Below are 15,059 nucleotides of genomic sequence, written 5' to 3' on the forward strand. Positions count from 1 at the left end.
GGGCAGGCAGGTAACACCGTAAGCGGTCGCAAACAATGCCAAGGGTCTTTAATGGGTCACGCTCCTATCTCTTTGATACTGACCCGGCCTGCGGGGTCAAATGAGCGATTCCTGGAGCTTTGCCCACCGCGGCTCTTTCCGCGCTTTCAGGTGATACACGCCCCGCTGATAGAGATTTCGGCAACCGGTCTGGCCGTAAACCTGGGCGAGGAGGATAACGCGATCTTCACCTCTGCGAATGGTGTGAAGTTCGCCCCGGCTGGTGCAGGTCGGAAGGCCTATTGTGTTGGGGCCGCCACAACCCGCGCTGCGGCGCAGGCGGGCTGGATCAGTCAGCGCGCAGGCGAGGACGCGGGTGGGTTGATTTCATTTCTGGAGCATCTGAAGCCCGAAGAGCGGCTCGTACATTTATCTGGCGTTCACACCCGTGGACAGGTTGCAGAGAAACTGGGCGCGGCTGGGTTCAATGTCGACCGCGTGAAGGTCTATGACCAAAAGCTCATGCCACTGACTGCCCAGGCAGACGACGTGTTGCGCAAATCGGATCAGGTTGTCGTGCCCCTGTTTTCGCCGCGAACGGCAGCACATTTTGCGGCGATTTGCCCCGCCAGCGCATGCCCCCATGCCGTTTTCTTAAGTGAATCTGTGAGCGCTGAAGCTGCCGGATTGAACATCGCGGGTTCTGAAACAGCGGAAAACCCTGATGCAATCGAGATGTGGCAGGCCATTGAAAAGATGGTCGCGCGCATCACCTTGGGTTGAGAGGTGGAGGTGGCGCGGGTAAGGTTCTAGGGCGTGCCTACGGGGGGCAGATTCGAAAGGGTGTAGGGAGTGGCGAAAGCTAAAGACGAAAAAGACGTTTCTGACGAGGGCACGGCAGTGGAAAAGCTGCAATCTGATGCCGATGAACAGGCTGCTGCGCCAGAGTCAGAGTCGAGTTTGGATGCCCAGGAGGAAGCTTCGGAAGCAGAAACGTCTGATGCTGAACATGAAAACGGTGAACTTGATCCGGACGCCGCGCCCGAAGAGGGTCTTGCGGAAGCGGAAGATCTCGCTGACGGCGATCCAGAAGATGAGGTCGATGCCGAGCTTGAACATGAAGAAAGCGCCCAGGAAGCTCAGACAGAGGAGCGCCCGGCACCCCCTCCGGCCCCCGCGCAAAACACATCCAGTTTCTGGCCAGCAATTTTTGGTGGCGTGATTGCCGCGCTTTTGGGATTCATTGCGGGTCGTGGGGACGTTCTTGATGGTGTTTTGCCAGCATCAATGCAGCGACAAGCTGTTGATCTCGCTCCAATCGAGGCAGAAACGCAAGCCCTGGCGGAGGCAAACAGCGCGCTGATAGAACGGATTGATGGTCTGGAAGCGGTTATCGCTGCCACGCCCGAACCAGTTCCTGAGCGCGACGAAGAATTGATATCCTCGGTTGATGCGCTTCAATCTGCATTGCTTCAAATGACATCGCGGCTGGAGGCCATCGAGTCCCGGCCCGAACCCGAGCCCAGCGCACCGGTTGTCGACAATAGTGGCGAGATTGCTGCCCTCCAGTCCGCTCTTGCGGATTTGCAGACGCAACTGAGCGAAGATGAAGCGCGTGCACGGACGGAGGCGGAACGTGTTCTGGCACGCGCAGCGCTTACACGAGTGGAGACGGCAGTCGACAGTGGCACCGCTTTCGAGCCTGCCTTGGGTGCCCTGGAAGAAGTGGCACCGGTTGATGTTCCGGATGTTTTGCGATCTGCGGCGGCCGAAGGGGTGCCCACAATGTCCATGTTGCGCGAAGGGTTCCCTGACGCGGCGCGGGCCGGGCTGGCAGCGGCCCGCGCGGAAGTTCCGGAATCGGAAGTGCAGGGGATCGGCGGTTTTATTCGTCGGCAATTGAGCGTCCGGTCGGTGACGCCGCGTGAAGGGACTGATCCGGATGCGATATTGTCGCGCGCAGAGGCGGCCATGAAAGCGGAAGATCTGGATACCGCTCTGCGCGAAATGGATGCTTTACCGGATGCGGCGAAGGCCGCGATGCAGGGTTGGCTTGATCGTGCAAATGCGCGCAAGGCTGCTCGGGACGCGACGAAATCCCTCTCCGACAGTCTGACAGTGAACTAAGGAAAACGTTATGCTCTGGTCCCTTATAAAGATTGTCCTGTTCGTTGCTGCAGTGGCGCTGCTTGCCCTTGGTGCAGGTTACCTGCTTGAAAGCCAGGGGGGCGTGCAGATCACCGTCATGGGGAGTGAATTCACCTTTAGCCCGATCCAGTCTGTCATAGCCGTTGTTGTTTTCGTTGTTGCGGTCTGGATCATGTTGAAGCTCCTGTCGCTACTGTTGGCGACATGGAAATTTCTCAACGGGGATGAAACTGCTCTGTCGCGCTATTTTGACCGCAATCGCGAACGGAAGGGTTTTGAGGCGCTGTCCGAAGGGATGATGGCGCTGGCCAGCGGAGAAGGACGGCTGGCGATGGCCAAGGCTGCCAAAGCTGACAAATACCTCAATAAACCCGCCCTGACCAACCTGTTGACGGCGCAGGCCGCAGAACTGGCGGGCGACAAGCACAAAGCGGAAGAGACTTATAAGAAACTCGTCGCCAATGATGCCACGCGATTTGTTGGTGTTCGCGGCATTCTCAAGCAAAAATTGGCTGATGGGGACACCGAAACAGCGTTGCAATTGGCCGAGCGCGCCTTTGCGCTCAAACCGAAGCACGAAGAGACACAAGATGTTTTGCTTCGCCTGCAAGCACAGAAAGAAGATTGGTCGGGCGCCCGGCAAACGCTCAGCGCCAAGCTGAAACACGGGCATTTGCCACGCGATGTGCACAGACGGCGCGATGCGGTTCTGGCCCTGTCGGAAGCCCGGGACATCATGGCCGGTGATGCAACGATTGAGACACAGGAAAAAGCGATTGAGGCCAACAAACTCTCGCCTGATCTGATCCCGGCTGCTGTCATGGCGGCGCAAAGTTATATCGAAAAGAACAAGCCGCGCCTCGCCACGCGGCTTCTGAAAAAGGCATGGGAAACGCACCCGCACCCGGATCTTGCCGCTGCATTTGCCGCAATTGAGCCCGAAGAGACCCCGGGGCAACGGATAAAGCGATTTGCGGTGTTGACCCGCGCCAATCCAACGGATTCCGAAACAAAGATGTTGCTGGCAGAGCTGCACATCGCAAATGAGGATTTCCCGCAGGCACGGCGGGCGCTGGGCGATCTGGTGGAAAAAGACCCAACCGCGCGATCGGTCACGTTGATGGCGGCAATCGAAAGAGGCGAAGGGGCGGATGACGCGGTGGTGCGCGGATGGCTGGCACGCGCGATCTCGGTTTCTCGCGGGCCGCAGTGGATTTGCGACAATTGCCAGCATATTCACGCTGATTGGGCCCCCATCTGCGAGAATTGCGAGAGTTTCGATACCCTGGCCTGGAAGCGGCCCCCGATGTCGGAGGTCGCGATGCCCGTGGGCGTTCAGATGTTGCCGCTGATTGTCGGTGCTCCCACGGACAGTTCGGTATCAGGTGACCTGCCGGATGAAGAAACCATCGAAGATGCCGAGTTGCTGCCCGCGGAAGGCGCCGGCGGGACAGACCCGAAGGTGACGGAAGACATCAAGGCAAGTTAGGGTCTTGACCTTCCAGTAACTGGAACCCCTATATCCCTCCTTGAACATTCAAGAGGGACCTTCCGTGTCTGCGTCACATACGATAAAACTTTCCATCGACAAGATGTCCTGCGCCTCCTGCGTCGGGCGTGTTGACAGGATATTGTCCGCTGTTAGCGGCGTGCAGCGCGTTGCCGTCAACCTGGCGACCGAAGAGGCCACGGTTGATATTGCCGGTGCGCACCTGACGCCGGAATTTCTGGCGCAGGAAGTGACCCGGGCAGGCTATCCGGCACAGGTGATCAACGCGCGGGATTTCGAAGACCCACAGGCCAGACACTCTGACCGCGCACATGCATTGGCCAGACGCACCTTGCTGGCTGTTGTTCTTGCGCTTCCGGTTGTGGTGCTGGAAATGGGTGGCCATATGGTGCCTGCCTTCCATCAATTCATCGCCCAAACCATCGGGGTGCAGGCCAGCTGGGCGGTGCAGGCTGTCCTGACGACGGCTGTTCTTTTTGGTCCGGGCCGCGCCTTTTATGCGCTGGGCATATCGGCGCTGCTGAAACATGCGCCCGACATGAACAGCCTTGTCGCCATCGGCACTGCCGCCGCCTATCTGTTTTCACTCTGTGTCCTGCTGTTTCCGGATGTTGTGCCAGCACAATCGCAGGCCGTTTATTTTGAAGCGGCAGCGGTCATTGTCGTCCTGATATTGCTCGGGCGTTGGCTTGAAGCCCGCGCCAGGGGCCATACCGGCGCGGCCATCAGGTCCCTGCTGGATTTGCAGCCCAAAATCGCCAATTTAGAGACTGCTGAAGGTGTTATTCCGGTCGATATCGAAACGCTGTCAGTCGGCGATATCGTCCTTTTGAAACCCGGCGAACGCGTCCCGGTGGATGCGGTCGTCACGGAAGGCCGGGGTCATATTGATGAAAGCATGATCACCGGCGAGCCGTTGCCTGTTGAAAAACTGCCGGGGGGTCTGGTGACCGGCGGAACCGTCAACGGGCAGGGCAGCCTGAAACTGAAGGTAAGGCAAACCGGGGCCGATACGGTTCTGGCCGGCATCATCCGGATGGTGCAGGAAGCGCAGGGCGCGAAGCTTCCGATCCAGACATTGGTCGATCGCATCACCCATTGGTTTGTGCCCGGCGTATTGGCGATCGCGACCCTGACCGCCCTGTTGTGGATGATCCTGGGTCCGGAGCCGGTGGCGTCACATGCGTTGGTTGCCGGGGTTGCGGTGCTGATCATCGCCTGTCCCTGCGCCATGGGTCTCGCGACGCCGACCTCGATCATGGTGGCGACCGGACGTGCCGCTGAAATGGGGGTGCTGTTCCGCAAGGGGGATGCGCTTCAGTCTTTGGCGGAGGTTGACCTGATCGCATTTGACAAGACAGGGACGCTCACAGTTGGTCAGCCAGAACTGTCTGAACTCACCGTCAGCGAAGGCTATGATCGCACCGAGGTTTTGCGTCTGATCGCCGGTCTTGAGGCGCGCGCCGAACACCCCGTCGCCAAAGCCATCGTTGATGCCGCAACCCGGCATGGTCTGGAACTGCTACCCGGTCGCGACGTCACCGCGCTGAGCGGTATGGGCATCGAAGGGGTCGTCTCCGGTCAGTTCGTGCTGATCGGCTCAGACCGGTTGATGAAAGATCGCGGCTTGGAAACTACGGCCTTTCAAAACCAGGCTGACGCGCTGTCAGAACGTGGCCACACGGTTTTCTTTGCGGCGATAGACGACGAGGTCGCCGCAATGATCAGCGTGTCCGATCAAATCAAACCGGATGCGGAACGCTTGATTTCGGGCCTTGTTTCTCAAGGCATCGAGGTTGCGATGATCACCGGGGACCGAAAGGCCACTGCCGAAACAGTTGGTCGTCAGATCGGGATCAACAAGGTGGTCGCCGAAGTGCTGCCAAACCAGAAAGTTGATGCGCTGACGCAATTGCGCGGAGCCGATGCAAAGATCGCTTTTGTCGGAGATGGCATCAATGATGCGCCCGCGCTGGCCTATGCGGATGTCGGCATCGCCATCGGCACCGGAACGGATATTGCGATCGAAGCGGCGGATGTGGTTTTGATGTCCGGCAACCTACAGGGTATCACATCCGCGGTTTCTGCGGCGAAAATGACCATGCGCAATATCAGGCAAAATCTGTTCTGGGCGTTTGGATATAATGTTGTCCTTATCCCGGTCGCTGCCGGGGCGCTCTATTCCGGGTTTGGCATTCTGTTGTCGCCTCAACTGGCTGCCGGGGCCATGGCGTTATCGAGCCTTTTCGTCCTTGCGAATGCGCTGCGGTTGCGCCGGATGAACAGGAGAATTGCATGAATATCTCTGATGTGGCCAAACGCACGGGCCTGCCGGTCAAGACGATTCGGTATTACGAGGACATCGGTCTGATCGCACCCGCCCGAAGCGGCAACGGATACCGTAGCTTTTCCGACAGTGACATTCACAAACTGGCCTTTTTGGGCAGAGCGCGATCCCTGGGGTTCGGTATCGATGCCTGTCGCGGGTTGCTGAGGCTTTACAACGACAAATCGCGTGCCAGCGCGGATGTGAAGAAACTCGCACAGGAACATCTGGCGGAGATTGATCAGAAGCTCAGCGAACTGCGCCAGATGCGGGACACCCTGTCTCATCTCATCGAGACATGCGCAGGTAATGACCGTCCGGACTGCCCCATTCTGGCGGACCTTGCGTCGGAGCGTTAGCAGGGCTTGACGCGCGATCCTGATGCGTCAGGGTGACGGCTATGGCTCAGACTTTCGCGCATACCATCAAAGTGTTGTTCCAGCATTGTGACCCGGCTGGCATCGTTTTCTATCCCCGCTATTTCGAGATGGTCAATCAGACCGTCGAAGAATGGCATGAGGTTGGGCTACAGCATTCCTTTTCCCAGATGCATTTGGAGTCCGGATATGGGGTTCCGACGGTCTCTATCGGTGCGGAGTTTACAGCCCCCAGCAAAATGGGAGATGTCCTGACCTGGACGTTGATTGTCAAGAAGCTGGGCCGTACGTCAGCGCATTTGCATATTGAGGCACATTGCGGCGATCAGTTGCGAATGACCGCAACACCGGTGCTGGTCTCTGTTCATATGAAAACAGGTCGTCCCGTGCCATGGTCTGAAAAGATCAGGGATCGCATGCAGGCGTTTCTGAACGTCGAAGGTTGACCCGCTGTCTTTCGCGGAAATTTAACCGCGCACGGCATCTGCAAGCGCTTCGATAACCTCGTGAACGCGGTCAGAACCAATGGTCGCGCGTCGCACCAACCGGTCGAACTGTCGGGAAAATCCACGTACCTGATCGGGGCTGCTGACCATCAGATACGCATCGCCGATATAGAGCGCCACACGCTGTTTGCCAAAGACGGTAAATGGGGCAGAGAAGGTCTCGGTGCCATCGTAAAGGTGCAACCGCAGAGCGGGGTAGTTCTCACGGCAAACGCGGGCCATGTGCGCAAGCTGTGCGCGACATGTCTGGGCCTCCGCTCCGCGCCAAAGCCCCGTGCGCGCCGACAGATCTTTCAGCGTTTGAATGGGCATAGCGATCTCCACGTCCAGATCGTCAAGCGAGATACGTTCCAGAACATTCTCAACGCCACCACCACGCGCATCGGCGTTTGTGTCTGCCGCTTCCGGTGACAGGCTTACCATATCCGGCAATGTCGACGGTACATATCGCAGTTTGAAGCCCGAAGCTTCCCTCCGCCATTGATCAAGGGGCGTGGAGCCGTCTGCCTGAACGGCTTTTTCAATATGTACACTTGCGGCAACTTCCTGGCGCCCTTCGGGCGCGTTCTCAAGACAGAGCAACCAATCCACGGAAACCCCGGTAACCTGTGCTATGCGCCGCAGCATTTCCGCTCTTGGAAGGCGATCAGAATCGGGATTGAGAAACTGGCTGAGCGCAGAGCGATCCATACCTACCGACTTCAGGAAATGACCTTTACCAGCCGGATGGGAGGCGAGCACCTGCGACAGGCGTGATTTGAAGTTTGTGGAAAGATCACGTTTATCCATACTGCGAATGTGCACTTTTGTTGTGGATACACAACATAATTCATTAAACGCTGCATATTTAATACAAGAATAACAAATCCACGCTCTTGCACCAATTCCGGATGACCCGAAGAATATATGTGGGGAAATTAATCTGTGATTATGCCAGAAGGATGGGTCGAATTGGCGACGACTATAGCCATGCGGGTTCGGTTGGTTGAATGGCCGACGCTGATAGTTGGAGCGCTTTGCTACATAGGATTTGCTTTTGCAACGGCGCAATATGACGTCTTGGGCCCCTGGTTCGCCGGGCTGATACTGACATTGGCGCTAACGCTTTATTCGTCTTTCAGCCACGAAGTTCTGCACGGCCACCCTTTCAAGGATACGCGCCTGAACACGGCGCTGGTGTTTCCGGCACTTGGACTGGCGATCCCCTATCACCGGTTTCGCGACACCCATCTGGCGCACCATCACGATCCGATTTTGACAGACCCGTATGATGATCCGGAAACCAATTTCGTTGATCCAGCGGTTTGGGCGAACTGGTGCCTTGCCCGGCGGGTTCTCTACACATGGAACAACACCCTCCTGGGGCGGGTAATGATCGGGCCGGTCATTGGATTGCTGTCCTTTTACAAGCTCGACATAGTGGCGATGCTCAAAGGCGATCGCAGCATCATCAACGCCTATTTTTTTCACCTCGCCGGGTTGGTTCCTGTCCTGCTCTGGTGGATGTCCGTGGCAGAGATGCCGTTCTGGCTTTATGCGTTATCCGCCTATCTCAGCCACTCGATCCTGAAAATCCGGACCTTCCTTGAGCACCGAGCCCATGAGAAAGCACGTTGCCGCAGTGTCATCATCGAAGATCGCGGGCCTTTGTCGTTCCTGTTCCTGAAAAACAACCTTCACGCTGTGCACCATGCCTGTCCGGGCCTGGCTTGGTATAAATTGCATTCCTACTACGCGGCCCGACGTTCTGATTTTCTCGAACGGAATGGAGGGTACGCCTATCGATCATATGGTCAGATCGCACGCCTCTTTTTGGTCAGGACCAAGGATCCGGTCCCGCATAATCTCTGGCCGGAGACTGCGATAGGAAATGATCACCCATCCCGGGACCCGACATTGCCTATCTGATCAATTCCGGTTTTGATGCTCCAAATGTGTCTGCTCAAAAGGATCGATTATGGACCACGTTGACGCGCCCGTATTACTGGAAAAATCCGATGGGATTGGCACGGTCACGTTGAATCATCCCAAGTCGCTCAATGCATTGTCGGAAGACATGCTCGCAGCGCTGCAATCTACCTTGGATGAAATCGCGACCGACAAATCCATCAAAGTGGTCATACTTCGCGGCGCAGGGTCGCATTTCTGTGCCGGTCATAATCTCAAGGAAATGACAGCGCAGCGCCGCGACGCTGATGGTGGCCAAGCCTATTTCAACAGTCTCTTTGAGACCTGCTCCCGCATGATGTTGACGATCACGCAGTTACCGCAACCGGTCATCGCGCAGGTGCAGGGCATTGCCACAGCAGCAGGATGCCAACTGGTGGCGACCTGCGATCTGGCGGTTGCTGCAGATACCGCAACATTCGCGACATCCGGGGTGAACATCGGCCTTTTCTGTTCCACACCGATGGTGGCTTTGTCGCGCAGTGTGTCGCGTAAAATGGCGATGGAAATGTTGCTTCTGGGGGAGTTTCAACCCGCTGCGCGCGCCGTCGAGATGGGCTTGATCAACCAGGCAGTGCCAGAGAGCGAACTCTCAGAAGCGACCCGCGCGATGGCAGCCAAAATCGTGTCAAAGGCACCCGTCGCCGTAAAGATCGGCAAGGAGGGCTTTTACAAGCAGGCAACAATGAGTTTGGATGCGGCTTATGCTTTTGCCGGCGCGGCGATGGCCGAAAACATGATGGCCCGGGATACCGAAGCCGGCATCAAGGCGTTTCTTAACAAAGAACCGATGCCCGACTGGGCAGAAAACTAGTCTCTAATAAGTCGTTTTTGCGATGCTTTGGGCGGCTTAGTATCAAACAATCCCCCCGCCGGTACCGGCGGCAGCAGGACGCTCCGCCGCGACTTTCGCCCGGTAGCCGGAAGCTCGGTAGGTCGCAACAGGGTCAATTGCAGTGCCTTTCTCAAACCGGGCCATGGCTAAAATCGGCTCCACATCTGTGCGAAACCCGTTCTTCAGCGTTGAAGTGGCCATCAAAGCGTCATTGTCCTCTTGATAGGATGCCAAGGCCCCTCGGTCGACCAGAAGCGCCTGGGCGTATGCGCGCTGAACCTCCATGGCCGAAACCATCAGGCTTTCAATCGGATCTGTCACGTTGTGGCTTTGATCGAGCATATGCGTTGGTGCAAAACCCGGATCGGACGCCGCCTCAACCAACTCATTGAATACTAAAAACAACCGGTAGGGATCGATACTGCCGGTGTCGAGATCATCATCACCGTACTTGCTGTCATTGAAGTGAAAACCCCCGAGTTTGCCGAATTGGGTCAGTCTGGCGACGATCATTTCGATGTTCACATTGGGGGCATGGTGGCCCAGATCGACGAGGCATTTGGCTTTTGGACCCAGTTGCTGTGCAATGAGCAGGTTTGTTCCCCAGTCTTGAACGACCGTGGAGTAAAACGCAGGTTCGAACATTTTATGTTCGGTCAGCAGCGTCCAGTCTGATGGCAGCGCCGCATAGACCTGCCGCGTGGCGTCCAGATATCGCTCAAACTGGCGGGTAAAATTCGCCTGTCCGGGAAAGTTCGATCCATCGCCCACCCAGATCGTCAGAGCTTTGGAACCGATTTGACGGCCAAGTTCGATGCAAGCGAGGTTATGCTCGATCGCCTGCGTGCGGGTTTCCTTGTTGGTGTGTGACAGTGAGCCAAATTTGTAGCTGTGCGCCTGGCCTTCCTGGTCCTGGAACGTGTTGGAATTCATGGCATCGAATACCAATCTGACTTCCTCAGCCTTCGAATTGAGATCCGACGCCGGTTTCTCATCCCATGGGATGTGCAAAGACACCGAAGGGGTCGCACCCGCCAGCTGATGGATTACCCCGCAATCATCAAGCTTGTCGAATATGTCACGTGGCTCCCCGGGGCCCGGAAAACGGGCAAATCGCGTCCCGCCTGACCCGACACCCCAACTGGGAATGGCCACACCATAGTTTGCCACCTTTTCCTTGATGCTGGCGATATCTATCCCGCGGCGGTCCAGATGTTCCCCCAAGCCGTCGTAGTCGGCGTGAAGTTCGGGTATCAAAGCGTCGTTGCTTTGTTCGATGGTGTCCTGATGGATCATTTGCAGCTCCTCAACGGGTAAAAGCCTGAACGTTCCCGGCGTCCACGTTGATGATGTTGCCGGTCGACTTTGAAGACAGATCAGAGGCCAGAAAATAGGCCGCTTCTGCAATATCCTGAGGAAAGACGGATCGCTTTAGCAATGATCGCTCGCGATAGTGGGCCTCAAGCCCTTCCTTGTCCTTGCCATAAGTCGCTGCACGCTCTTTCAACCAGTCACCCGACCAGATCTTGGACCCTTGCAAAACGGCGTCAGGATTGACCACGTTGACCCGAATACCCTTTGGCGCACCCTCAAGAGCTAGGCATCTCGCCAAATGAATTTCGGATGCTTTGGCGGTGCAATAGGCCGATGCGTTGGGCGACGCCGCCAGACCATTCTTCGATGCGACAAAGACCAGCGCGCCGCCCAGACCTTGAGCGCTCATCATCTTGAACGCTGCCCGACTGACCAGAAAATACCCTGTCGAGAGAATCGACATGTTCTTGTTCCACAGATCAAGCGAAGTTTCCTCAATGGGAGCTGAACTGGCAATTCCGGCATTTGAAACCAGTATATCCAAACCGCCGAATTCCCGGGCTGTTTGGGCAAACGCCTCTGCAACTGCGCCTTCGTAGGTCACATTCATGGCCACGGCGCGCACGGCATCAGCCGAATATTGCGAGGCGAGGCGCTCAGCCGTATCCGCCAATGCGTCCTCGTCGATATCCGCCAGCATGACACAGGCACCTTCTTTCAGGTATCTCTCCGCCGTTGCAGCGCCGATCCCGCCTGCGCCACCGGTCACAAGTGCCACACGACCTGCCATTGATTTTGGCTTCGGCATCCGCTGCAATTTGGCTTCTTCCAGCACCCAATATTCTATGTCGAAAGCTTCCTGTTCCGGCAAACCCTGATAGGTCGATACGGTTGACGCACCCCGCATCACATTGATGGCGTTGATGTAGAATTCGCCAGAGATACGCGCCGTGGCCTTGTCCTTGGCGAAGGTGATCATCCCAATACCAGGGACCAAATAGACAACCGGGTTCGGATCCCGAATTGCCGGGCTGTCGCTGTGTTTGCACCGGTCATAATAGGCGGTGTAGTCCAGACGGTAAGCGGCTACGGCCTCTTCGAGCCCTTTGACCGTCTTTTCCAGATTCGGATTTGACGGGTCGAAATCCACAACAAGTGGACGGATTTTGGTCCGCAGGAAGTGATCGGGACACGACGTGCCGAGCGCCGCCAGCGCGGTCATGTCTTTGGCGTTTACAAATTCCAGCACTGTTTCAGTATCTTCAAAATGCCCGACCATATGCTGCTGGCCGGAGATCATGCCTCGGATAACGGGCATCAGGCGCGCGGCGACCTGATCGCGCTCCTCGGCAGGTAACGCCGTGTGAAGCGCGCCACCAAAAGCCGCCAAGCCAGCTGAATTTTCGGCAAACCAATCCATGGCTGTTTGGATGGTTTTCAGGGTGAGTTCGTAGCAGTCTTTTGCATCATCGGCCCAGGTAAAAAGGCCGTGGCTTTCCAGCACGACACCCTGCGCATCGGGATTGCGGTCGCAGAAATCGGATAACCAGAGCCCCAACTCAAAACCCGGTTTTTTCCAGGGCAGCCAACCAATGCGATCGCCGAATATCTTCCGGGTCAAAGCCTTGCTATCCTTCGCGGCGGCAATTGCGATGATCGCATCGGGGTGCATGTGATCGACATGTTTTGCAGGAACGTAAGCATGCAAAGGCGTATCTATGCTGGCGGCTCTTGGATTCAGATTGAAGGTGCAATGCGGCAGATAGCCGACCATTTCGTCTTCGTAGTCCACACCGCGATAAAGCTCTTTCAGAGCACTCAGCTTGTCCATGTAAAGCGTGGAAAACCCGTCCATCTTGATCGACCCGACATCTCCGCCTGAGCCTTTGACCCAAAGCACATCCACAAGAGCTCCGGTAAGTGGATCCGTTTCGGTGACCTTGGCAGATGTATTGCCGCCCCCGAAGTTCGTAATTCTTTTGTCGGAACCCAATAGGTTGGAGCGATAGAGCAGTTTCTCGGCTTCGGACATCTGCTGAGCGCGAACATCATCCCATTTGTTTTCAAGGCTGTCAGCGGGCGTGGTCCTGAGCATCAAACTCTCCATCGGGTGATATCCATTGCCCGACAGGCTGGCGCGCCTGTGTCAAAATGTCAATCACAAACAATCAATATCAGTCATACTGTATATCAAATTGAGCGCTAGTGAAAATAAATGATTGACAAAAAATGCCCTCACGACGCAGGATGTGATGAGGTTCGGAGGATTCCATGCACGAAAATGATCGACATCGCGTCATTCTCTCGGCGGTTCAGGACCGTTCCGTGCTGACCGTTCCGGACCTTTGTGCGTTGACCGGCGCGTCAGAGGCGACCGTAAGGCGTGACATTAATACGCTGGATGCGCAGAAAAAACTTCGCCGCGTCAGAGGTGGGGCAGAGGCGTTGAACTCCGCGCCTTTTGTGGGGTTGGCCGGGCGGCCGTTTTCGGTCAACGAAACCATGAACATCGCGCAAAAGCAGGCGATTGCCGCTGCCGCAGTGGATATCTGTGAGGATGGGGATGCAATTATCGTCAACGGCGGCACGACCACATTCCAGATGGTGCATCCGCTTGCGACCCGGCGGTTGCAGGTTTTCACCAACTCGTTTCCCATTGCAGAACATCTCCTGAAAAACAGCAAGAATACCGTCTTGTTGTCTGGTGGCATTATCTACCGCGAGCAAAACATCATCCTGTCGCCGTTTGACAATGACGTGACCCGAAATTTCTGCGCGCGCCGGATGTTCATGGGCGCGCAGGGCATCGGCCCACTTGGTCTTATGGAAGCGGATCCGCTGTTGATCCAGGCGGAACAAAAACTGATTGGTCAGGCAGATGAGCTGATCGTGCTGGTCGATAGCACCAAGTTCGAAAACCGTTCGAGCCTTGTGCTTTGCCCCCTGGAAAAGATCGATACGATCATCACCGATGACGGTATTACGGATCGCACGGCCGCGATGCTGGATGCCGCAGATATCAAGCTGGTCGTCGCGACCACCAATGCAATTCAGAAAGAAGGGGTGGCGTCTTAGGCCACCGATCAAGAAACGCTCAAGGGAGGAACCAATATGAGTGTCATGAAAAGAGTACTGACGACGGTTGCAGCCGTGGCCACGTTTGCGGCTGGTGCGGCACAAGCCGAAGACGTCAGAATTGCGCTGGTCGTCAAGGCGCTTGGGATCGGGTTTTTCGAAGCGGCGGCCAAGGGCGCGGAGGAAGCGGCATCGGAGCTGGGAGATGTCGAGATCATCTATACCGGGCCGACAGATACAACCGCTGAAGGTCAGATCGAGGTGATCAACGCTCTGATCGCGCAGAATGTCGATGCGATTGCCGTGTCCGCCAATGATGCTGACGCTTTGGTCCCGGCGTTGAAGAAAGCGATGCAGCGCGGCATCACTGTGATCAGCTGGGATTCAGGTGTGGCACCAGAGGGTCGCCAGCTGCATCTGAACCCGTCGTCCAATCCTTTGATCGGGAACATGATCATCAAGCTTGCAGCAGACCACCTTCCCGAAGGCGGTGACGTTGCTGTTCTGTCAGCGACGACAACCTCGACCAACCAGAACATCTGGATCGACGAGATGACCAAGGTGATGGGCGATTATCCCAACATCAATGTCGTATCTACTGTCTATGGGGATGACCTTGCAGATAAATCGTATCGCGAGGCAACCGGGCTGATGCAGACATATCCCGACCTTGATGCGATCATTGCACCCACATCTGTAGGGATCGTGGCCGCGGCACAGGCGGTTGTTGATGCGGGAAAAGTGGGTCAGGTGAATGTGACCGGCCTTGGTCTGCCATCCGAAATGGCGGGTGCCATCGAAAGTGGTGCGTCGCAGTCTTTCGCCATCTGGAATCCGATCGATCTGGGGTATTCCGCCGCGATGCTGGCGTATGAAATCAGCAAGAATGGCGCCGAAGCCGCCCCGGGTGCTGAAATCCCAATGGGCCGGATGGGCAGCCTGAAACTCGACGATAATAATGAAGGCGCCATGGCTGACCCCTTCGTCTATGACGCGAGCAACATCGACGCCTTCAAATCTATCTTCTGATCCGGCGCGATCT

The 15,059-nt window shown here is 56.5% G+C and carries 13 protein-coding genes; 10 read left to right on the top strand and 3 right to left on the bottom strand.

The window, feature by feature from the left end:
• Positions 1-51: 51 nt before the first annotated feature.
• The 6 genes from ACOTTU_RS09600 to ACOTTU_RS09625 all read left to right on the top strand — a co-directional run bounded on the left by ACOTTU_RS09600 (position 52) and on the right by ACOTTU_RS09625 (position 6,786).
• Complete coding sequence (locus ACOTTU_RS09600; protein ID WP_425657636.1) at positions 52-762, top strand: uroporphyrinogen-III synthase; 711 nt, start codon at positions 52-54, stop codon at positions 760-762.
• A 69-nt stretch (positions 763-831) separates the two neighbouring features.
• Positions 832-2,106: a mitofilin family membrane protein gene (locus tag ACOTTU_RS09605; protein ID WP_425657637.1), complete on the top strand. Its 1,275-nt coding sequence runs from the start codon at positions 832-834 to the stop codon at positions 2,104-2,106.
• A gap of 10 nt (positions 2,107-2,116) precedes the next feature.
• The gene (locus ACOTTU_RS09610; RefSeq protein WP_425657639.1) at positions 2,117-3,616 is read left to right on the top strand and encodes a heme biosynthesis protein HemY; all 1,500 of its coding nucleotides are present in this window, start codon (positions 2,117-2,119) and stop codon (positions 3,614-3,616) included.
• 64 nt (positions 3,617-3,680) lie between these two features.
• Positions 3,681-5,936 (top strand): heavy metal translocating P-type ATPase, encoded by a 2,256-nt coding sequence (locus ACOTTU_RS09615; RefSeq protein WP_425657640.1) that lies wholly within the window; start codon positions 3,681-3,683, stop codon positions 5,934-5,936.
• Positions 5,933-6,322 (top strand): Cu(I)-responsive transcriptional regulator, encoded by a 390-nt coding sequence (cueR, locus tag ACOTTU_RS09620; protein ID WP_425657641.1) that lies wholly within the window; start codon positions 5,933-5,935, stop codon positions 6,320-6,322. The genes ACOTTU_RS09615 and cueR overlap by 4 nt, the downstream gene beginning before the upstream one ends.
• Positions 6,323-6,363: 41 nt before the next feature.
• Positions 6,364-6,786 (top strand): acyl-CoA thioesterase, encoded by a 423-nt coding sequence (locus ACOTTU_RS09625; protein WP_425657643.1) that lies wholly within the window; start codon positions 6,364-6,366, stop codon positions 6,784-6,786.
• A 21-nt stretch (positions 6,787-6,807) separates the two neighbouring features.
• Here the strand turns inward: ACOTTU_RS09625 and ACOTTU_RS09630 are convergent, their stop codons facing one another.
• Positions 6,808-7,635 (bottom strand): transcriptional regulator, encoded by an 828-nt coding sequence (locus ACOTTU_RS09630; protein WP_425657644.1) that lies wholly within the window; start codon positions 7,633-7,635, stop codon positions 6,808-6,810.
• 162 nt (positions 7,636-7,797) lie between these two features.
• Here ACOTTU_RS09630 and ACOTTU_RS09635 point away from each other — a divergent pair, with 162 nt between their 5' ends.
• Positions 7,798-8,754, top strand: a complete 957-nt coding sequence (locus ACOTTU_RS09635) for a fatty acid desaturase (RefSeq protein ID WP_425657646.1) — start codon at positions 7,798-7,800, stop codon at positions 8,752-8,754.
• Between the two features lie 49 nt (positions 8,755-8,803).
• A complete protein-coding gene (locus ACOTTU_RS09640) occupies positions 8,804-9,607 on the top strand; it encodes an enoyl-CoA hydratase (protein WP_425657648.1) in 804 nt (267 codons plus the stop codon).
• Positions 9,608-9,649: 42 nt separating this feature from the next.
• Here ACOTTU_RS09640 and rhaI read toward each other — a convergent pair whose 3' ends face one another.
• Together rhaI and ACOTTU_RS09650 are read right to left on the bottom strand one after the other, a co-directional pair.
• Complete coding sequence (gene rhaI / locus ACOTTU_RS09645) at positions 9,650-10,924, bottom strand: L-rhamnose catabolism isomerase (RefSeq protein ID WP_425657650.1); 1,275 nt, start codon at positions 10,922-10,924, stop codon at positions 9,650-9,652.
• A gap of 10 nt (positions 10,925-10,934) precedes the next feature.
• The gene (locus ACOTTU_RS09650; protein ID WP_425657651.1) at positions 10,935-13,037 is read right to left on the bottom strand and encodes a bifunctional rhamnulose-1-phosphate aldolase/short-chain dehydrogenase; all 2,103 of its coding nucleotides are present in this window, start codon (positions 13,035-13,037) and stop codon (positions 10,935-10,937) included.
• Positions 13,038-13,213: 176 nt separating this feature from the next.
• Here ACOTTU_RS09650 and ACOTTU_RS09655 point away from each other — a divergent pair, with 176 nt between their 5' ends.
• Both ACOTTU_RS09655 and rhaS read left to right on the top strand, forming a co-directional pair.
• On the top strand, positions 13,214-14,017 hold the full coding sequence (locus ACOTTU_RS09655; protein ID WP_298916311.1) for a DeoR/GlpR family DNA-binding transcription regulator: 804 nt from the start codon (positions 13,214-13,216) through the stop codon (positions 14,015-14,017).
• 36 nt (positions 14,018-14,053) lie between these two features.
• A complete protein-coding gene (gene rhaS, locus ACOTTU_RS09660) occupies positions 14,054-15,046 on the top strand; it encodes a rhamnose ABC transporter substrate-binding protein (protein ID WP_425657653.1) in 993 nt (330 codons plus the stop codon).
• Positions 15,047-15,059: the final 13 nt, after the last annotated feature.

The organism is Roseobacter sp. EG26, from assembly GCF_049830555.1.
Classification (GTDB): domain Bacteria; phylum Pseudomonadota; class Alphaproteobacteria; order Rhodobacterales; family Rhodobacteraceae; genus Roseobacter.

Bases quoted from the DNA above. Each gene is read 5' to 3' on its own strand.
- rhaS (WP_425657653.1), top strand. From the start codon at position 14,054: ATGAGTGTCATGAAAAGAGTACTGACGACGGTTGCAGCCGTGGCCACG.
- ACOTTU_RS09640 (WP_425657648.1), top strand. From the start codon at position 8,804: ATGGACCACGTTGACGCGCCCGTATTACTGGAAAAATCCGATGGGATT.
- ACOTTU_RS09600 (WP_425657636.1), top strand. From the start codon at position 52: ATGGGTCACGCTCCTATCTCTTTGATACTGACCCGGCCTGCGGGGTCA.
- ACOTTU_RS09610 (WP_425657639.1), top strand. From the start codon at position 2,117: ATGCTCTGGTCCCTTATAAAGATTGTCCTGTTCGTTGCTGCAGTGGCG.
- cueR (WP_425657641.1), top strand. From the start codon at position 5,933: ATGAATATCTCTGATGTGGCCAAACGCACGGGCCTGCCGGTCAAGACG.
- ACOTTU_RS09650 (WP_425657651.1), bottom strand. From the start codon at position 13,037: ATGCTCAGGACCACGCCCGCTGACAGCCTTGAAAACAAATGGGATGAT.
- rhaI (WP_425657650.1), bottom strand. From the start codon at position 10,924: ATGATCCATCAGGACACCATCGAACAAAGCAACGACGCTTTGATACCC.
- ACOTTU_RS09655 (WP_298916311.1), top strand. From the start codon at position 13,214: ATGCACGAAAATGATCGACATCGCGTCATTCTCTCGGCGGTTCAGGAC.
- ACOTTU_RS09630 (WP_425657644.1), bottom strand. From the start codon at position 7,635: ATGGATAAACGTGATCTTTCCACAAACTTCAAATCACGCCTGTCGCAG.
- ACOTTU_RS09625 (WP_425657643.1), top strand. From the start codon at position 6,364: ATGGCTCAGACTTTCGCGCATACCATCAAAGTGTTGTTCCAGCATTGT.